At 64.5% G+C, this 19129-nt stretch carries 17 protein-coding genes; 6 read left to right on the plus strand and 11 right to left on the minus strand.

Features of this window, described 5'->3' with window-relative positions:
• The first annotated feature begins 114 nt into the window (after positions 1–114).
• Complete coding sequence (locus CAG18_RS07075; protein ID WP_043935679.1) at positions 115–1131, plus strand: FAD:protein FMN transferase; 1017 nt, start codon at positions 115–117, stop codon at positions 1129–1131.
• A 76-nt stretch (positions 1132–1207) separates the two neighbouring features.
• Positions 1208–1954, plus strand: coding sequence for an SDR family oxidoreductase (locus tag CAG18_RS07080; RefSeq protein ID WP_024087260.1), 747 nt, complete (start codon positions 1208–1210; stop codon positions 1952–1954).
• A gap of 9 nt (positions 1955–1963) precedes the next feature.
• Here the strand turns inward: CAG18_RS07080 and CAG18_RS07085 are convergent, their stop codons facing one another.
• The 5 genes from CAG18_RS07085 to CAG18_RS07105 form a co-directional block, all read right to left on the minus strand.
• The gene (locus CAG18_RS07085; RefSeq protein ID WP_085720670.1) at positions 1964–3658 is read right to left on the minus strand and encodes a response regulator; all 1695 of its coding nucleotides are present in this window, start codon (positions 3656–3658) and stop codon (positions 1964–1966) included.
• A gap of 63 nt (positions 3659–3721) precedes the next feature.
• Positions 3722–5377 carry a PAS domain-containing sensor histidine kinase gene (locus CAG18_RS07090; RefSeq protein WP_031324575.1) on the minus strand — a complete coding sequence of 552 codons (1656 nt, stop codon included), beginning with the start codon at positions 5375–5377 and terminating at the stop codon, positions 3722–3724.
• A 57-nt stretch (positions 5378–5434) separates the two neighbouring features.
• A complete protein-coding gene (gene mapR, locus CAG18_RS07095) occupies positions 5435–6844 on the minus strand; it encodes a GntR family transcriptional regulator MpaR (protein ID WP_013972935.1) in 1410 nt (469 codons plus the stop codon).
• 50 nt (positions 6845–6894) lie between these two features.
• On the minus strand, positions 6895–8298 hold the full coding sequence (gene ccoG / locus CAG18_RS07100; RefSeq protein WP_085720671.1) for a cytochrome c oxidase accessory protein CcoG: 1404 nt from the start codon (positions 8296–8298) through the stop codon (positions 6895–6897).
• Between the two features lie 121 nt (positions 8299–8419).
• Positions 8420–8659, minus strand: coding sequence for a DUF3203 family protein (locus CAG18_RS07105; RefSeq protein ID WP_013972933.1), 240 nt, complete (start codon positions 8657–8659; stop codon positions 8420–8422).
• A 236-nt stretch (positions 8660–8895) separates the two neighbouring features.
• Here CAG18_RS07105 and CAG18_RS07110 point away from each other — a divergent pair, with 236 nt between their 5' ends.
• On the plus strand, positions 8896–9414 hold the full coding sequence (locus tag CAG18_RS07110; RefSeq protein WP_015270650.1) for an MgtC/SapB family protein: 519 nt from the start codon (positions 8896–8898) through the stop codon (positions 9412–9414).
• Between the two features lie 532 nt (positions 9415–9946).
• Here CAG18_RS07110 and CAG18_RS07120 read toward each other — a convergent pair.
• The 3 genes from CAG18_RS07120 to CAG18_RS07130 form a co-directional block, all read right to left on the minus strand.
• Positions 9947–10846: a hydroxymethylglutaryl-CoA lyase gene (locus CAG18_RS07120; protein ID WP_085720672.1), complete on the minus strand. Its 900-nt coding sequence runs from the start codon at positions 10844–10846 to the stop codon at positions 9947–9949.
• A gap of 19 nt (positions 10847–10865) precedes the next feature.
• Positions 10866–11264, minus strand: a complete 399-nt coding sequence (locus CAG18_RS07125; protein WP_013972930.1) for a MerR family DNA-binding transcriptional regulator — start codon at positions 11262–11264, stop codon at positions 10866–10868.
• A gap of 199 nt (positions 11265–11463) precedes the next feature.
• Positions 11464–12342, minus strand: coding sequence for a helix-turn-helix domain-containing protein (locus CAG18_RS07130; protein ID WP_085720673.1), 879 nt, complete (start codon positions 12340–12342; stop codon positions 11464–11466).
• A 172-nt stretch (positions 12343–12514) separates the two neighbouring features.
• Here CAG18_RS07130 and pobA point away from each other — a divergent pair, with 172 nt between their 5' ends.
• Positions 12515–13702 carry a 4-hydroxybenzoate 3-monooxygenase gene (gene pobA / locus CAG18_RS07135; protein ID WP_085720674.1) on the plus strand — a complete coding sequence of 396 codons (1188 nt, stop codon included), beginning with the start codon at positions 12515–12517 and terminating at the stop codon, positions 13700–13702.
• 139 nt (positions 13703–13841) lie between these two features.
• Here pobA and CAG18_RS07140 read toward each other — a convergent pair whose 3' ends face one another.
• A complete protein-coding gene (locus CAG18_RS07140) occupies positions 13842–14492 on the minus strand; it encodes an ankyrin repeat domain-containing protein (RefSeq protein ID WP_085720675.1) in 651 nt (216 codons plus the stop codon).
• A 117-nt stretch (positions 14493–14609) separates the two neighbouring features.
• On the opposite strand from CAG18_RS07140, the gene ggt reads away from it, so the two are divergent.
• On the plus strand, positions 14610–16400 hold the full coding sequence (ggt, locus tag CAG18_RS07145) for a gamma-glutamyltransferase (protein WP_085720676.1): 1791 nt from the start codon (positions 14610–14612) through the stop codon (positions 16398–16400).
• Positions 16401–16470: 70 nt separating this feature from the next.
• On the plus strand, positions 16471–17352 hold the full coding sequence (locus tag CAG18_RS07150; protein WP_015270644.1) for a LysR substrate-binding domain-containing protein: 882 nt from the start codon (positions 16471–16473) through the stop codon (positions 17350–17352).
• Positions 17353–17486: 134 nt separating this feature from the next.
• Here CAG18_RS07150 and CAG18_RS07155 read toward each other — a convergent pair whose 3' ends face one another.
• The gene (locus tag CAG18_RS07155; RefSeq protein ID WP_085720677.1) at positions 17487–18086 is read right to left on the minus strand and encodes an START domain-containing protein; all 600 of its coding nucleotides are present in this window, start codon (positions 18084–18086) and stop codon (positions 17487–17489) included.
• 161 nt (positions 18087–18247) lie between these two features.
• A complete protein-coding gene (locus CAG18_RS07160) occupies positions 18248–19084 on the minus strand; it encodes a bifunctional allantoicase/(S)-ureidoglycine aminohydrolase (RefSeq protein ID WP_013972924.1) in 837 nt (278 codons plus the stop codon).
• Positions 19085–19129: the final 45 nt, after the last annotated feature.

A 19129-nucleotide genomic window follows, 5' to 3' on the forward strand; every position in this document is an offset into this window, starting at 1 on the left:
GTTTGTTCGGTTTTTGACCAGGTTTGCTGATGAACGGTAGGCCAATTGCCATCTCGCAACTCTGGTGAAATAGCCTGCGCCGCGAACGGGCGGCCAGAGTCTGCGAGGTGTCCAATGATGCGCGCAAGCCTGCTGGTGATGCTGGTGACGTTGCTGTATGGCTGCGGCGACAGGATTGAACGCTTTGGCGGGCCGACCATGGGGAGTACGTATTCGATCCAGTACGTACCCACTGCACAGACGCCCGATTCGCGGCAGGTAAAGGCCGAAGTCGAGCTTGTTCTCCAGGCCCTCGACAAGCAGTTCTCCAACTGGCGCGGCGATTCCGTGGTTTCCCGCTTCAACAACCTGCCGGCCGGCGCCTGTCAGGCAGTGCCGCAAGAGATGCAGCAATTGCTGGCGTACGGTGTTTCTCTGTTCCGCCAGAGTGGCGGGGCTTTCGACCTGACGGTTTTGCCCTTGATGAACCTCTGGGGCTTCGGCCCACAGTCACGCGGCAGACAGGTGCCGGATGCCAGCACGCTGGCGCGGGAGCAGGCACGGGTAGGCCTGCAGCACTTGCACCTGGATGGAGAAAAGCTGTGCAAGGATGTGGCGGCGCAGCTGGATTTCGACAGCATGCTCGCCGGTTATGCAGTGGATCGGGTGGGTGACAGGCTTGCGGCCCTGGGTATCCAGGCCTATCTGGTCGAGATCACCGGCGAACTGAAGGGGGTTGGCCGCAAACCGGATGGCTCGCCCTGGCGCATCGCCCTCGAGGTACCGAGTGGTGGGGGCGAACAGCAAGTGGAGCGCGCCATCGCCCTGGATGGCTACGGCGTTGCCACCGCCGGCGATTACCGCAACTATTTCGAGGAAGGTGGCCAGCGTTATTCGCACACCTTCGATCCCCGTGTCGGCAGGCCGGTCAAGCACGCGCTGGCGGCAGTGTCGGTGGTCGACCCTTCGGTGTTGCGTGCCGATGCCCTGGACACACTGTTGATGGTGCTGGGCCCGGAGGAAGGCTATGCCTTCGCCGAGCGGAATGAAATCGCTGCCTACTTCATCATGCACCAGGGGCTGGGTTTCGTTGCGCGGGCGACGCCGCGGTTCGAGACGTTGTTTCCCGGGCAAGGCAAACCCACGCAGTAGCAGAAGGAAAGGTCATTCCCACGCGCTGCCTTTTCCCCTATTGTCGATGCTCCCTTTCCAAACGATTGGCAGACCCATGGAGCAAGTCATAGTCATCACCGGTGCCAGCCGCGGCATCGGCGCCGCCACGGCGCTGCTGGCCGCCCGTCAGGGCTACCGCATCTGCATCAACTACCACGCCGACGACCAGGCCGCCGAGGACATCCTCGGCCAGGTCCGAGCCCTGGGCGCCAAGGCCATCACCGTGCGCGCCGACGCCAGTGTCGAGGATGAGGTCATCCAGCTGTTCCAGCGCGTTGACGAAGAACTCGGCCCGGTCACCGCGCTGGTCAACAACGCAGGCACCATTGGCCAGCAAAGCCGGGTCGAGGACATGTCCGAGTTCCGCCTGCTCAAGGTCATGAAGACCAACGTCGTCGGCCCCATGCTCTGCGCCAAGCACGCACTGAAGCGCATGGCACGCCGGCACGGCGGGCCGGGCGGGGCCATCGTCAACGTGTCGTCGGTGGCCGCCCGCCTGGGCTCGCCCAACGAATACGTGGACTATGCCGCTTCCAAGGGCGCCCTCGACACCTTCACCATTGGCCTGGCAAAGGAAGTGGCAGGCGAGGGCGTGCGGGTAAATGGTGTGCGGCCAGGCTACATCCATACCGGGTTCCACGCGCTGTCGGGCGACCCCGACCGGGTCAGCAAGCTCGAGCCCGGCTTGCCCATGGGCCGCGGCGGGCGCCCGGAGGAAGTGGCCGAGGCCATCCTCTGGCTGCTCTCGGACAAAGCCTCGTACTCCACCGGCAGCTTCATCGACCTGGGCGGCGGGCGCTGAACGCGCCGGTCAATCCTCCAACAGCGTGCGTACCCGTTCGGCCAGCACTGCCAGCTCGAACGGCTTGGTCAGCACCTCAGTGCCTTGCAACAACTGGCCGTCACTGAGCGCCGCGCTTTCGTCGTAGCCGGTGATGAACAGTACCTTGAGGTCGGGGTGGCGCTCGCGGCAACGTTCAGCCAACTGGCGGCCATTCAGGCCGCCGGGCAGGCCGATATCGCTCAACAGCAGGTCTGGCCGCTCGCCAGCTTGCAGGTGGGCGAGGGCGGCTGGGCCGTTCTCGAATGCATCGACCCGATAACCCAGTTCTTCCAGCACCTCGCAGACGACCACGCGCAAGGCGGCCTGGTCTTCAACCAGCAGGATACGCTGCGTGGCGCTGCTGCTTTTTTCCAGCAGTGTGCGCGGTGGCCTGGGTGCCGGGGCTTCGGGGTGCTGGTGGTGGCGGGGAAGCAGCAGCTCGATGCGGGTGCCTTCGCCCAGTGTCGACAACACCCGTAGCTGCCCGCCCGACTGGCGCACGAAACCATAGGTCATCGACAAGCCCAGCCCAGTGCCCTGGCCCATGGGCTTGGTGGTGAAGAACGGGTCGACGGCGCGCTCGGCCACCTCCGCCGACATGCCCTTGCCGTTGTCGCTGATGCTCAGCCGTACGTATTCGCCAGCTGGCAGTTCCAGTGCACGGGCTTGCTGGTCGTCGAGCAGGAGGTTGTCACCGAGGATATCGATCACGCCGCCGGCAGGCATGGCATCGCGGGCATTGATGCACACGTTGAGCAGGGCGCTTTCCAGTTGCGGCGGGTCGATGAAGGTCGGCCACAGCTGGCAGGGGAATTGGCTGGTCAGGGTGATGGAGGGGCCGATGGTGCGGCGCAGCAGCTCTTCCATGCCGCCCACCAGCGTGGCTACCTGCGTGGAGCAGGGCTGCAGGGTCTGCTGACGGGAAAATGCCAGCAGCCGGTGTACCAGCGAAGAGGCCCGCTGCGCCGAGCCGTTGGACAGCTTCAGCAATGGCTCCAGGGCGTCGAAACGGGATTGCTCCAGGCGCTGGCGCATCAGCTCCTGGGCACTGAGGATGCCGCCCAGCAGGTTGTTGAAGTCGTGGGCGATGCCGCCACTGAGCTGGCCGACCGCTTCCATCTTCTGTGCCTGGCGCAGGGCTTCCTCGGCCTTGGCCTGTTCTGCCAGTGCCGCATTCACCCGTTGTTCCAGTTCCTCGTTCAGGCGCTGCAGGGCCTGCTCTGCCCGTCGGCGTGCAGTGACGTCCTTGAACAGTACCGCCACCTGGCGCTTTTCGGCAGGCTCTACGCGGAAGGTGGTCACCGACAACACATGGCCGGTGGCGACCAGTTCCTGCTCGAAATGCAGCGGCTCGCCCGTGCGCAGCACCGCGCCATAACGGGCGACCCAATCGTCGGCCTCATCGGGCACCATCTCGCGCAGTTTCTGCCCGACCACGTTGGGGATGCCGGCATGCTTGGCATAGGCCGCATTGGCCAGCACATGCACATAGTCGCTCAGTGGGCCGTGCGGGCCGTCGAAGAACTCGATGATGCAGAAGCCTTCGTCCATGGTGTCGAAGAGCGAGCGGTAGAAGTCCTGATCGTGTTGCTGATGGCTTGCCAGGCGGGCTTCCAGCAGCGCGTTCTGTTGCTGCAGGGCTTCGACTTGTTGGCGCAGTGAAAGCAGGTCGCGGGAGGGCATGCCGACGTCCGACAGTGGATGAAGCCCAGACTTTAGCGTGTTCGGCAACAGGCGAATAGCCAGTCAACGCGGGTGTGACGCAATGCCCAACAGGCGCTCGATCCGTTCGCCGAGGGTGTTCAGGTCGAGGGGTTTGTGCAGCAGTTCGGTGCGCCTGCCGGGCCGGGCACAGTGCACCGTTTCGGCAGTTTCGTAGCCGGTAATCAGCAATACCGGGGCATCCGCCACAAGGTCCTGGCAGGCCTCTGCAAGCTGGTAACCGTCGAGTCGCCCAGGCAGGCCGACATCGGTGATCAGCAGGTCCGGTGGCGGCCCTTTCTGCAACGATTCCAGAGCCCGGTGGCCACTCTCGAAAGCCTGCACCTGATAGCCCAGTTCCGTCAGCACTTCGACCAGTACCAGGCGCAGGGCCGGTTGGTCCGCCACCAGCATGATCCGGTGCATCCGCGGCTGCAACGTCGCGGTGGCGGATGTGGCTGGCTCGCCGTGGCCGGTTGCGCAAGCGCTCTGGTCACGGGGCAGGTACAGGTGAACGCAAGTGCCTTGCCCGGTGACGCTGTCGATCAGCAACTGCCCCCCGGACTGGCGAACAAAACCATAGGCCATGGACAATCCCAAGCCAGTGCCCTGGCCCAGCGGCTTGGTGGTGAAGAAGGGCTCGAAAGCGTGTTGCAGCACCTCACTGGGCATGCCCACGCCGGTGTCCTCGACACGAATGTGCAGATAGTGCCCCGTCGGCAGGTCCAGGCGCTTGGCCTCGGCCGCTGCGAGATCGGCGTTTTCACAACCGATGCGCAAGGTGCCGCCCAGCGGCATGGCGTCACGGGCATTGATGCACAGGTTGAGCAGAGCGTTCTCCAGCTGCTGCGGATCGATGCGGATCGACCATTGCGCGGCCAGCGTGCGGTCCTGGAAGTCAATGTGCGGGCCGGTCGAGCTGCGGATCAGGTCATGCATGTCGGCGACCAGGCGGTGCACATCCACCGCTTGTGGCATCAGCGTCTGTTGGCGCGAAAAGGCCAGCAACCGCTGCACCAGGGCTGCGGCGCGCATTGCGTTGCTGCGGCCGAGCCCGAGCATGCGGGCGGTGTCGGCAAGGCGTTGCTCGCCCAGGCGCTGCTCTGCAAGCTCCAGCGCGCCAAGCAGGCTACCCAGCAAGTTGTTGAAGTCGTGGGCGATGCCGCCGGTCAACTGGCCGACCGCCTCCATTTTCTGCGACTGGCGCAGGGCCTCTTCGGCCTGGCGCAGGCGTTCCTGCTCGGCCATGCGCTCGGTGATGTCATAGGCGAACAGGTACCCGCCCTGGACTTGCTGTTGTGCATCGAGCAATGGGTGATAGCGGATTTCGTAATGGCGGGGGGCATCGGAGGGGCCGAGTGAGATAGTGTCGATGAAGGCTTCGCCGGCCAGCACGCGTGGCCACACCGGTGCCAGGCGGCCCATGATGTCAGGGTGGTTGAGCAGAATTTGTGGCACGTAATCGCCGATCTGCGGCACGAAGCCCCGGTAATGCTCGAAGGTTTCCCGGGCCGTGCGGTTGATCGCGACCAGGCGCATCTCGCTGTCGGCGGCAAACACGTTGGCCCGGCTGTTGTCGAGCAGTTCGCCCAGTAGCTGGATGTGGGCCTGTGCAGTGTCGTCGCGCTCTGCCAGGCGAGCTTCCAGTTCTGCGACACGCGCTTGCAGTTGTGCCAATGACGGGAGCGAGTCTGCTTGCATGGCGAGGGACCGGTGAGCGGATCAAGCAACTATAGCCGCCTGCCGGGGCGCCAGTCATCAGAACGAGCGGATGATCCGCCCCAGGGTTTCCATGGCCCGTTCGGCATCCTCATGCCAGGGGCTGCCGTAGTTCAGGCGGATGCAGTTGCCGAAGCGCCGGGTGGGCGAGAAGATCGGGCCGGGGGCGATGCTGATGCCTTGGGCCAAGGCCATGTGGAACAGCTTGAGGGCGTCCATCTGTTCGGGCAGCTCCAGCCACAGGAAGTAGCCGCCGGACGGTTGGCTGACCCGCGTCTGCGCCGGAAAGTGCCGGGCGATGGCCGCCAGCATGTTGGCCTGCTGGCCTTCCAGGGCATAGCGCAGCTTGCGCAGGTGGCGGTCGTAGCCGCCGTGCTGCAGGTAGTCGGCGATGGCCGCCTGGGCCGGCATCGAGGCGCACAGCGAGGTCATCAGCTTGAGCCGCTCGATCTTCTGTGCAAAGCGCCCGGCTGCCACCCAGCCGATGCGGTAGCCAGGCGCCAGGCTCTTGGCGAACGAGCCGCAGTGCATCACCAGCCCCTGGGTGTCGAACGCCTTGGCCGGTTTGGGTGCCTGTTGCGCGTAGTACAGTTCGGCGTACACGTCGTCTTCGATCAATGGCACCTGATGACGCGCCAGCAGCTCCACCAGTGCCTGCTTTTTCGCCTCCGGCATGCTGGCGCCCACCGGGTTCTGGAAGTTGGTCATGCACCACACGGCCTTGACCGGGTGTTTCTCCAGCGTTTGCGCCAGCACGCCCAGGTCCATGCCTTCGCGCGGGTGCACAGGAATTTCCACGGCCTTTAGCTTGAGACGCTCCAGTACCTGCAGGCAGGCATAGAACGCGGGGGCTTCGATGGCCACCAGGTCACCGGGCTGGGTGACGGCCTGCAGGCACAGGTTCAGGGCTTCCAGCGCGCCGTTGGTGATCAGCAGCTCCTCCATCGGCAGCATCAGCCCGCCAACCATGTAGCGCAGGGCAATCTGCCGGCGCAGCTGCGGGTTGCCGGGTGACAGGTCGGTCACCACCATGCGCGGGTCCATGCTGCGGCTGGCGCTGGCCAGCGAGCGCGACAGGCGTTGCAGCGGAAACAGCTCGGGGCTGGGGAAGGCCGAGCCGAACGGCACGGTGTTGGGGTCCTTGATCGAGTCTAGGATCGAGAACACCAGCGCGCTGACGTCTACGTCGGTGGATTCGCTGACCGGCTGCAATGCCTGCGGCTCGCTGAACTGGCGCGGGGCGTGGGCATTGACGAAATAGCCCGAGCGCGGCCGGGCGCGGATCAGCCCGCGCCGCTCCAGCAGGTAGTAGGCCTGGAACACGGTGGACGGGCTGACCCCGTGGGTCTGGCTGGCATAGCGCACCGAGGGCACGCGCTGGCCGGGGCCCAGCACCCCGGAGCGGATCAGTTCGGCGATGTCGTCGGCAAAGCGTTCGTAGCGTTTCATTCTGGCCTTCTGTCGAAGCCTGGCAGGCAAGGTGGAATCAGTGTAAGGGATCAACGGTTCATCGGCGCGACGAAGCGGCTGTGGGCCACGCTGCGGATGGCGGGGTCGTCGCGCTCGCTGATTTCGAAGCTCAGCGTCTGCGAGCTGCTGGCCGGGCGCTCGGCGAGCATCGCCACCGACACCGGCAGTTCACTCATCTCACCGGCCGGGATCACGAAGGAGGTCTTGCCCTGCAGGCTGAAGCCGTCGGCGTCCAGCAGGCGCAGCTCATAGTGCCGGGTGCTTTCGGTCTTGTTGATGACCTTGAGCAGGTAGATGTTCTCGATCTGGCCCTGGGCATTCTCGCGGAACAGGCCGCGGTCCTTGATCACGTCCAGCGACACCATCGGGCGCAGCTGCAAGGCCACCACCAGTGCCGCGATCATCACCCCAAGCGCGGCGGCGTAGCCCAGCAGGCGCGGTCGCAGCCAATGGGTGGTGCCACCTTGCAGGCTGCGTTCGGACTTGTAGCCGATCAGGCCACGGGCGTAGCCCATCTTGTCCATTACCCCGTCACAGGCATCGATGCACGCCGCACAACCGATGCACGCCATTTGCAGGCCGTCGCGGATATCGATGCCGGTGGGGCACACCTGCACGCACAAGGTGCAGTCGATGCAGTCGCCCAGGCCCTGGGCGCGGAGGTCACTGCCTTTCTTGCGCGGGCCACGGGCTTCGCCGCGACGCGGGTCATAGGCGACCGCCAGGGTGTCCTTGTCGAACATCACGCTCTGGAAGCGTGCATAGGGGCACATGTGCAGGCACACCGCTTCGCGCAGCAGGCCGGCATTGATGTAGGTGGCGGCGGTAAAGAACAGCACCCAGAACAGCGCCACGCCGCCCAGTTGCAAGGTGAACAGTTCCGCGGCCAGTGGGCGGATCGGGGTGAAGTAGCCGACGAAGGTCAGCCCGGTGAGCACGCCAATGGCCAGCCACAGGCTGTGCTTCAGCGTTCGACGGGCCAGTTTGTTCAGGCTCCAGGGCGCGGAAGCCAGCTTGATGCGCTGGTTGCGGTCGCCCTCGGTGACCTTTTCGCACCACATGAACAACCAGGTCCAGGTGCTTTGCGGGCAGCTGTAGCCGCACCACACGCGGCCGGCATACACAGTGATGGCGAACAGGCCGAACGCGCAGATGATCAGCAGCGCCGACAGCAGGATGAAGTCCTGCGGCCAGAAGGTGGCGCCGAAGATATGGAATTTGCTGTTGCCCAGGTCCCACAGCACGGCCTGGCGGCCGTTCCAGTTCAGCCAGGCGGTGCCGAAGAACAGCACGAACAGGGCGCCGGCGAAGCCGATGCGCAGGTTGCGGTACAGCCCGGTGAAGCTGCGGGTATGGATGCCATTGTCGGCGCGGCGTGGCTGGGGGCTGGCTGGGGCGGTGGCGATCTCTGTGAAAGGAATTCTATAGTTCATGGCTCGGTGCTCATCAGGCCTCGATCAGGCATGAGCACTATGGCCCTGAGACTGTTATCAGCACAGGCTCAGATTTTGCGATAAAAACCGTATCAGATTTCCCGGCAGGCCCCGCCAGGCCTCAGATTACCGAGCCTGGCGTGCTGGCCTTCAGATGCCTGCGGCTATCCACCGCACCCGCCACGGTCAGTGCATCGGCCTCGGCTTCGGTGATGGGCACACGCTGGCCGGCGAGCAGGGCCACGGACATGCGCAGCTGTTCGTCGGTGACGATTTCGATGGACGGGCCATCACCCTCGATGCGCAGGTCTTCGGCGATCAGGGTGCAGCGGCGGGTGGTTTCGTCGATTTCAATGGGCATGGAGTGGTCCTCCTGGGGGTGGTTACAGGGTGGACCGTGCTGAGGGGAAGGTTGCTGCATCAGCAGGCTGAACGGCACTTTGTCATTTGTTCGGGGGTCAACCCTTGCAGATGGCAGGCCTGGCCTCTTCGCGGGCACGCCCGCTCCCACAGGTGTTTCTCAGATCCCTGTGGGAGCGGGCGTGCCCGCGAACGGGCCGGGCCTGACAACACAATGCTCCACATGGGAAGAAAGCAATGGACCTCATCTGGCAAGCAATCCAGGCCGAATTCGCCGATATCACCGACGAGCGCGAGGTCACGCAAATCCTCGTACGCCTGCTGATGGCAGCCCTGCTTGGCGCTGTGCTGGGCTTCGAGCGCGAGCACAAGGGCAAGGCCGCCGGGGTGCGTACGCATATGCTGGTTTCGCTGGGCGCCGCGCTGTTCGTGCTGACACCGAGCATGGCCGGGGCCGACGAGCAAGCGCTGAGCCGGGTGATCCAGGGCATTGTCGCCGGTATCGGTTTTCTGGGGGCGGGCACCATTCTCAAGGGCAACGGCCAGGACGCCAGCCATGTGAAGGGCCTGACCACTGCTGCCGGGTTGTGGATGACCGCCGCCATCGGTACGGCAGCCGGCATGGGCCGCGAAGCCACGGCGTTGATCAGCACGATACTGGCCCTGCTGGTGCTGGGCACGATGCCGTTGCTGGTGGACAAGCTCGAAGGGCAGGATGAGGGAAAGCAGGAGGAGGAAGAGGGCAGGAAGCACTGAGGGGAGCCGAAGCTCCCCTCAAAGCGTTGTTGCCTGCTCTTTTTTTATTATTGGGACCGGCCTGTTGTTGTTTTTGTCAGCCTGTCCTGGTGTTGCGGGCGACCCCCATGCGGGGTCAAGAGCAAACGTATTTTTTTGAGCGCTGACCTGCTTTCATCATTGCTGATCCGAACCTGGCTGCCGCTACCTGGAGGTAGTTTTATTGTTCTGTGCCAGACCGCGGGGCGTACCCCTGAAAAGCGTGTCGACTCCAAAAAAATCTGCTTGCTACGCCTCTGCCGTGTTGTTCTTGTTATGTCAGAGCCGTTACCTGTTGTTTTTATTGGGTGTCACATTTTTTTTGTTGTTGTACCAGAGATATAGCAGGGTGCGTGCCAACTTTGGCAAACCCTTTAAAATCAAGCACTTGGCGATTTCAGTCGAAATCGACCGGCCTGAAATTCTGCCGATTTGTTTCCCTGTTACCCGATTTTTTGCTGCAAAACGTGGGGGCGGTAACACTCCACCCACACCAATGTGACACCTGTATGACCTATTGCGCGCTGCGCGCCCGCGCTACCCGCGACCCGTTGTCGCGGCCCAGCACGCTGCTGATGCGGCGGCCGGCGGCGATCAGTCGGTCCAGGTCGATGCCGGTTTCAATGCCCAGCCCTTGCAGCAGGTACACCACGTCTTCACTGGCGATATTGCCGGTAGCGCCTTTGGCATAGGGGCAGCCGCCCAGCCCGGCCACCGAGCTGTCGAACACGCTGATGCCTTCGAGCAGGCTGGCATACACGTTGGCCAGGGCCTGGCCATAGGTATCGTGGAAGTGCCCGGCCAGTTGCTCGCGCGGTACCTGTGCCGCGACCACCTCGAACAGGCGCCGGGTCTCGCCGGCGGTACCGGTGCCGATGGTGTCACCCAGCGATACCTCGTAGCAGCCCATTTCGTGCAGGGCACGGGCCACCGGGGCGACCTGCTCGGCGCTGACCTTGCCTTCATAGGGGCAGCCGAGCACGCACGACACATAGCCGCGCACGCGCACACCGTGGTTGCGCGCGGCTTCCATGATCGGCTCGAAGCGCTTGAGGCTGTCGCTGATCGAGCAATTGATGTTGCGTTGCGAGAAGGCTTCGGAGGCGGCGGCGAACACCGCCACTTCCTTCACGCCGGCGGCCAGGGCGTCCTCGAAACCGCGCAGGTTGGGGGCAAGCGCCGCATAGGTGACGCCCGGGCGCTGGTGGATGCCGGCGAACACTTCAGCGGAGCCGGCCATTTGCGGCACCCACTTGGGCGAGACGAAACTGCCCACTTCGATATAGGCCAGGCCCGCTTCGGTGAGGTCGTCCACCAGGCGCACCTTGTCGGCGATGCTGATGGGCTGGGCTTCGTTCTGCAGGCCGTCGCGGGGGCCTACTTCGACCAGGCGGACGTGTTTGGGCAAGGACATGGCGGGTTTCCTGTGGCGTTCAGCGGTTGTCTTTGTTGTTCAGGGTGGCGGCCAGGGCTTGTTCGCAGCGCTCCTGGGCGGTGTCCAGCTCCAGCTGCATCTGGTGGATGTCGAGCATCTGCTGTTCCAGCTGGGCGCGGCGCTCGGCGATTTTCGCCAGCATGCTGTTGAGCTGCTTGAGGTTGCCGCTGGAGGGGTCGTACAGCTCGATCAGCTCGCGGCATTCGGCCAGCGAAAAGCCGATGCGCTTGCCGCGCAGAATGAGTTTCAAACTGACTTTGTCACGCGCCGAATAGATACGCTCCAGGCCACGGCGCTCGGGGCTCAGCAGGCCCTGTTCCTCATAGAAGCGGATGGCGCGGGTGGTGATGTCCAGTTCGCGGGACAGGTCGGAAATGCTGTAGGTCTGGGTGCTCATGCTGGGGCTCGGCGTGGGGTATGCGGGTATCCTGAGGGCAGGTTGACGTATACGTCAAGCAGGGGCGCGGAATGTGTGTTGCCTGTACCGGCCTCTTCGCGGGCTTGCCCGCTCCCACAGGGACAGCGGTGCCCTCTAGGTCAATGCAATACCTGTGGGAGCGGGCAAGCCCGCGAAGAGGCCAGCACAGGCGAAAAAATTACTCAGACAACCCCGACCTGCGATACCCATTCGGTGTCTGCCCACTCAACCGCTTGAACCACCGGGCAAAATAGGTGGGGTCGGTAAACCCCAGGCTATCCGACAACTGCCCGATGCTCATCCGCGTATAGATCAGGTTGCGCCGAGCCTCCAGCAGCAACCGCTGGTGCACCACCTGCAGCGCGGTCTGCCCACTCAGTGCCCGGCACAGCTGGTTCAACTGCAAACTCGGAATTTTCAACCGCGCGGCAAAATCCTCCACCGACAGGTGCTCACGGTAATGCGCCTCGACCAGGCGCAGGTACTGCCCCAGCAAGTGGCGGTCACGTTCATCGCGGTTGCGCGGTGCCTGCACCAGCTGCTGGCGGCGGCTGATCCACACCATCAGCGCTGTCACCAGTGCTTCGAGCAAGGCCGCCCGCGCCGGGGCGTTGCCCTGGTACTCCTGCTGCAGGGTGTCGATCAGGCTGCGCAGATGTACCCGGTCCCGGCCCAGCGGGTAACACGCCGCCTTCGCCAGTACCGCCAGCGGCGCGCCCAGGCGCTGCTCCAGGTTGGCCACCAGTGCCGTGCCAAAGGTCAGCACATGCCCCTGGATATCGGCGCTGAAGCGAAACCCGTGCACGGTCATCGGCGGTACCACCTGGATTGCCGCTTCGCTGATGGCGCTGCGCACCCCCTCGATTTCCACTTCGGCCCGGCCGCGTTGCACATACAGCAACTGGAACAGCTCGGCGTGCTGGTGCGGTTTGATTTCCCAGTGATGCAAACGGCTACGCGCCGGGATCGACTCGCAATGCAGCAGGTCGGTGCCGGGCCAGGCCTGGTTTTCGCCATACAGCTTGAACAAGGGGACGCCGGGGAGGGTGGATTTCATGCGTGCAGGCCTGTCCGTTAATCGAACGTTTTTTGTAAAAGTGCAGGTTATGCATGGGATAGCACACTTCAATGGCTGTTTTTGCCAGTAAAAATGCAAGGGCAAACCCTAACAGCAGATGCCGCCCCACTGCCAGTCCAGGGCCGGCATCGTCCGCACAGAGACAACAACAATGAAAACTCAGGTCGCAATTATTGGTGCAGGTCCGTCTGGCCTGCTGCTGGGCCAACTGCTGCACAAGGCCGGTATCGATACCGTCATCGTCGAACGCCAGACGCCCGAATACGTGCTTGGCCGCATCCGTGCAGGGGTGCTGGAGCAAGGCACGGTCGACCTGCTGCGTGAAGCCGGTGTGGCCGAGCGCATGGACCGTGAAGGCCTGGTACACGAGGGTGTCGAACTGCTGGTCGGCGAGCGCCGCCAACGCCTGGACCTCAAGGCCCTGACCGGTGGCAAGACGGTGATGGTATACGGCCAGACCGAAGTCACCCGTGACCTGATGCAGGCACGTGAAGTCAGCGGTGCGCCGATCATCTATTCGGCAGGCAATGTCCAGCCGCACGAACTCAAGGGCGAACGGCCCTACCTGACCTACGAAAAAGACGGCCAGGTGCACCGCGTGGACTGCGACTACATTGCCGGTTGTGACGGCTTCCACGGTGTCTCGCGGCAAAGCATCCCCGAGGGCATCCTCAAGCAGTACGAGCGGGTCTACCCGTTTGGCTGGCTGGGCATGCTGTCAGATACGCCACCGGTCAACCACGAGCTGATCTACGCCCACCACGAACGCGGTTTCGTGCTGTGCAGCCAGCGTTCGCACACCCGTAGCCGCTACTACCTGCAGGTGCCGCTGGACGAGCAGGTGGAGGCGTGGCCCGACGAGCGCTTCTGGGCGGAGCTGAAGGCACGCTTGCCCGAAGATGTGGCTGCGCGCCTGGTCACCGGCCCGGCCCTGGAGAAGAGCATCGCGCCGCTACGCAGCCTGGTGGTCGAGCCGATGCAGTATGGCCACCTGTTCCTGGTCGGGGATGCTGCGCATATCGTCCCGCCGACCGGCGCCAAGGGCCTGAACCTGGCGGCATCGGATGTCAACTACCTGTACCGGATCCTGGTCAAGGTGTACCGCGAAGGGCGCACCGACCTGCTGCAGCAGTATTCGCCGCTGGCCCTGCGCCGGGTGTGGAAAGGCGAGCGCTTCAGCTGGTTCATGACCCAGCTCCTGCATGACTTCGGCAGCCACAAGGACGCCTGGGACCAGAAGATGCAGGAAGCCGACCGCGAGTACTTCCTGACCTCGCCGGCGGGGCTGGTGAACATTGCCGAGAACTATGTAGGGCTGCCGTTCGAAGAAGTAGCCTGAGGTCCTGTGCTGCTTGTCCTGGCCTCATCGCCGGCAAGCCAGCTCCCACCTCGACCGCATCGGCCTCGAGCCAGGCGCTATCCCTGTGGGAGCTGGCTTGCCGGCAATCACGGGCGAAGCCCGTGCCATGCAACCTTGCCTAGCGGGCCAGTAACGCCTCCATCTCCCGATACCCCCGCTGCCGCGCGTGCTCCAGCGCGGTCACCCCATCTTTGTCGGCAATCTGCTGATCCGCCCCGGCCGCCAGTAGCCGGCGCACGATCTCCACATGCCGCGGCCCGCCGTCACCGAGGATCACCGCCTCCAGCAGCGCAGTCCAGTGCAGGCGGTTGAGATGGTTCACGTCCACCCCGGCATCGATAAGCAACTGCACGGTCTCGACATGCCCGCGTTCGGCGGCGGGTATCAGCGCAGTGCCTCCATACCGGTTGGTGCTCTTGAGGTCGGCACCGTGGCTCAAGGTCAGCCTCAGGATGTCGTTCAGGCCACGAGCCCCGGCATACAGGTACGGGCTGTCGTCGATGTTGTCCTTGGCATTCACATTGGCACCGGCCTCGATCAGCGCTTTCGCGGCCGTAATGTGGTTGCCGTGGGTGGCCACCAGCAGGGCAGTGCGCCCTTGCTCGTCACGGCTCTCCAGCTGCGCACCTTGTGCCAGCAGTTGGTGCAGGGTGCGCACATCATCGTGACGGGCAGCGTTGTGCAGGCGGTTGTCCATGGCAGTGCTCTCGGCGTGGGCGGCAAGGCTGGTGCACAGGGCGAACAGCATCGCAGCAAGTAGTGAACGCATGGGGCAGGCTCCTCGATGACCTGCCCGCATCCTAGAAAAAACACGCCAGGGCTTGAAGTTAAGTTTGCGCATGACAGACAGTGCCGTGCTGAATAGGTAATGGCAGGAAGCACAACGATGACATTCTCCACCCCCCTGATGGGCGCCTTGTGCCTGGTAGTTGCCAGTGGCTGGGCCTGTGCCGACCAGGTGCTGCCCGCGCCACCGGAACTGGCCTCCGGCTACCGCACTGGCCTGCAGCCGGTGCATGCCAGCCGGCACATGGCCGCAGCTGCCAACCCGCTGGCCAGCGAAGCGGGGCGGGCGATGCTGCGTGCCGGTGGCAGCGCCATCGACGCGGCCATCGCCATGCAGATGGTGCTGACCCTGGTCGAACCGCAATCCAGCGGCATTGGCGGCGGGGCGTTCATCCTCTACTGGGACGGCCAGCGCGTGCAGGCCTTCGATGGCCGCGAGGCAGCCCCGGCGACGGTAACGGAAAACCTGTTCCTGCAAGCCGATGGTTCACCGATGCCATTCAGGGCAGCGCAGATAGGCGGGCGTTCGGTGGGCGTACCAGGGGTTCTGCGTGCCCTGAAGCTGGCCCATGAGCAGCACGGCAAGCTGCCCTGGCGCGACCTGTTTGCCCCTGCCATCGCGCTGGCACGCAACGGTTTCGCGGTTTCCGAACGCCTTCACACCCTGGTGGCGGGCGACCCGTTCATTGCCCGTTCACCCGCCATGGCCCGCTACTTCCTGGATGAACAGGGCAAGCCACTGGCGGTGGGGACTACCTTGCGCAACCCCGAGCTTGCGCAAACCTTCGAGCAGATTGCCGAGCAGGGCCCCGAGGTGTTCTACAGCGGCGAGATCGCCGAAGCCATCGTCGCCAAGGTGCGCAGCCATGCCAATGCCGGCTACCTGTCGATGCAGGATATGCAGCAGTACCGAGCCAAAGTGCGCGAGCCGCTGTGTGGCCCTTACAAGGCCTGGCGCATCTGTGGCATGCCGCCGCCATCGTCGGGCGGGGTGACGGTGCTGCAGACCCTGGGCATCTTGGAGGCACTGCAACGGGCTTCGCCACAGCGCGACCTTGCCGCCATGCGGCCGCTGCGCACTTCGTCGGTTGCCGGGCTGGAAGCCCCGCCGCTGGCCGTGCACCTGGTTGCCGAGGCAGAGCGCCTGGCCTATGCCGACCGCGCCCAGTACCTGGCCGACAGCGATTACGTGCCGGTGCCGCTCAAGGCCCTGACCGACTCCACATACCTGGCCAGCCGCGCCGCGCAGGTCGGCGAGTACAGCATGAAACGCGCCCGCCCGGGCCAGCCGCAGGGGGCCGACCTGGCCCTGGCGCCTGACCGTTCGCCGCTGCGCATTTCCACCTCGCACCTCAGCGCGGTGGATGACCGCGGCCAGGCCCTGGCCATGACCACTTCGGTGGAAGCAGCGTTCGGCTCGCACCTGATGGTCAAGGGCTTCTTGCTCAACAACCACCTGACCGACTTCTCGTTCATCCCCCGGGAACAAGGCAAGCCCGTGGCCAACCGGGTGCAACCGGGCAAGCGGCCGCTGTCGGCCATGGCGCCGACCCTGGTGTTCTCGCAAGCTTCCGGCGAGCTGGTGGCCAGCCTGGGCTCGCCCGGCGGCTCGCAGATCATCGGCTACGTGAACAAGGCGCTGATCGGCCTGCTGGATTGGCAGCTCGACCCGCAGCAGGCCGCCGGCCTGCCCAACTTCGGCAGCCGCAATGCCGGCACCGAAGTAGAGGCGAGTTTGGCCAGCCCGGCGCTGATCCGGCAGTTGGCAGCCTGGGGGCATGAGGTGACGCCGATGATCATGACCAGTGGCATGCAGATCATCCAGCGCAGTGGCGAGGGTTGGTCGGGTGGTGCCGACCCTCGGCGCGAAGGCGTGGCAGTCGGCGACTAGCAGTGTGCGTTGCGGTGCAGCAGGTGGCGTGATAGAAGCTAGTCTTGCCATTCAAAAGTTGAATACCAAGATGTCCATCAGCGTGAAATCGAATAGGGCCCTGTTCGACCTCGACCTGTTGCGTGCCATTGTCGTGGTGGCCGATTGCGGTAGCTTCACCACGGCTGCTGCGCGCCTGCACTCCACCCAATCGACCATCAGCCAGAAGGTGCGCCGCCTGGAGGATATGGTTGGCCACCGTCTGCTGGTGCGTGGCAATCGCGACGTGCTGCCGACCGACGCCGGGCAGACCCTGCTCGGCTATGCCCGGCACATGCTGGCCCTCAACGACCAGATGCTCGAAGCCTTGGCCGGGGCGATGGTTGGCATGACCGTGCGCCTTGGCGTGCCCGAGGACTTCGTGGGCGGGCGTACCACCAATGCGCTGTCGGCGTTCAGCCGGCTGCACCCGCAGGTGAAGCTGGAAGTGACCAGCGGCCTGTGCCGCGACCTCAGCCAGGCCTACGACAACGGTGAGCTCGACCTGGTGTTGCTCAAGCAGCGGCGCAACAGCCGCGAAGGCGTGGCCTGCTGGCCCGAGCGCCTGCAGTGGATCGACAGCGCGCGCACGCCCGCCTTCGAACTGGACCCGATCCCGCTGGTGACCTTCCCGCCCCGCGGCCTGTACCGCGACGACATGATTACCGCCATCGAAGGCATGGGCCGGCGTTGGCGCATCAGCTTCACCAGCTCCAGCCTCAGCGGCATCCAGGCAGCGGTCGCCGATGGCATGGGTATCAGCCTGCTGCCGCCACGGGCGGCGACCGGCGAGCATCGGGTGCTCGGTGCGGAGCAGGGGCTACCTGAGGTCGACAGCTATGAAATCGTCATCGTCCACCGGCCGACGGCGGATGTGATGGTCAAGGCGCTGGCCGAGGTGATGACGCAATTGCTTGCGGGTGGCGGGATCTGACAGGGTTGGGGCCGCTTTGCGGCCCATCGCCGGCAAGCCAGCTCCCACAGGGTTTGCGTATGGCTTGAGGCCAATGCGGTCGAGGTGGGAGCTGGCTTGCCGGCGATGAGGCCGGTGCAGGTTTTCAATACCCTCTAGGGCTGGCGCTCGGCCACCGCTCGCAGGGTCCGCAACGTCACCACTGGCGCATCCACCACAAACCGGTTGGCCAGCCACCCCGGCACATCCCCGGCGGGGTCGGCCTGCAGCTGGTAAGTCACCTCGGTCTTGCGCTCACCCAGCGGTTTCATCCGCCACTCGCCGTTGAGCTGCTGCACACGGATCAGCCCATCTACCTTGGGGATCCTGTCTGGCTCGGCGCTCAGGTGGCGCAGCAGCGTGCCGTCGTCCAGGCGTTCGGTGGTGACCTTCAGCACGATGTCCCGCGGCATCGTCGGCCACGGCAGGTTGGTGGTCAGGTACACCCAGGTGTTTTCGCCTTGCACATCCAGCAAGCGCATCTCGGCGCAGGCGTACAGCCACTTGCAGGCCACCCGCAAGTTCTCCTGCAGGTCGGTAAGCGTGCGAACGCTGGCTTTCATGGTGCTGACACCACGGAATTGCTGGTAGGGCGAGTCGGGGGCGGCGTTCAGGTAAACGCGGATGCCTTCGCGGTCGTAGGCCAGGTTCCAGTCGTCGGCGGCTGGGGCGGGGGGGCAGAACAGCAGGGCGGTGAGCAGCAGGCAGCGGTTCATGGCTGGTACCGCGCGGGGGGCAGGATTTTCAGTATGCGGCTACTGGGGCTGCCTTGCAGCCCTTTCGCGACACAAGGCCGCTCCCACAGGGTTCGGGGTACACCGTACTTTTGTGGGAGCGGCCTTGTGTCGCGAAAGGGGCGCAGAGCGCCCCCAATGCATCAACGCTTAGGGTTGAGCGTCAGGTGCACGTGACGGTTCACGTCCTTGTACAGCAGGTAGCTGAACTTGCCTGGGCCACCGGCGTAGCAGGCTTGCGGGCAGAAGGCGCGCAGCCACATGAAGTCGCCGGCTTCCACTTCGACCCAGTCCTGGTTCAGGCGGTACACCGCCTTGCCTTCCAGCACGTACAGGCCGTGTTCCATTACGTGGGTCTCGGCGAACGGGATCACGCCGCCCGGCTGGAAGGTGACGATGTTCACGTGCATGTCGTGGCGCATGTCGGCCATGTCGACGAAGCGGGTGGTGACCCAGCGGCCTTCGGTGCCCGGCATCTCGATGACGGTGGCGTTGTCACGGTGGGTGACGAACGACTCGGGAACGTCCAGGCCTTCGACCTTCTGGTAGTGCTTGCGCAGCCAGTGGAAGGTCACGTTGGACTTGCTGTTGTTGCGCAGGCTCCACTCGGCGCCCGGGGCCAGGAAGGCGTAGCCGCCCGGTACCAGGGTGTGGTGCTTGCCTTCGACGGTGATGTCCAGTTCGCCTTCGACGATGAACACCACGGCTTCGGCGTTCGGGTCCAGCTCAGGGCGTTCGCTGCCGCCTTCCGGGGCCACTTCGACGATGTACTGGGAGAAGGTTTCGGCAAAACCGGTCAGCGGGCGGGCGATGACCCACATGCGCATCTTGTCCCAGAACGGCAGGTGGCTGGTGACGATGTCACGCATCACGCCCTTGGGGATGACGGCATAGGCTTCGGTGAACATGGCACGGTCAGTCAGCAGCTCGGTCTGAGCCGGGTGCCCACCGTGGGGGGCGAAGTACGAATGGTTCGACATGGACGATCTCGACTTGTTGTTCTCTCCCCATGCCGTGAACCGCAC

Source organism: Pseudomonas sp. B22(2017) (genome assembly GCF_002113105.1).
GTDB classification, from domain to species: domain Bacteria; phylum Pseudomonadota; class Gammaproteobacteria; order Pseudomonadales; family Pseudomonadaceae; genus Aquipseudomonas; species Aquipseudomonas asiatica.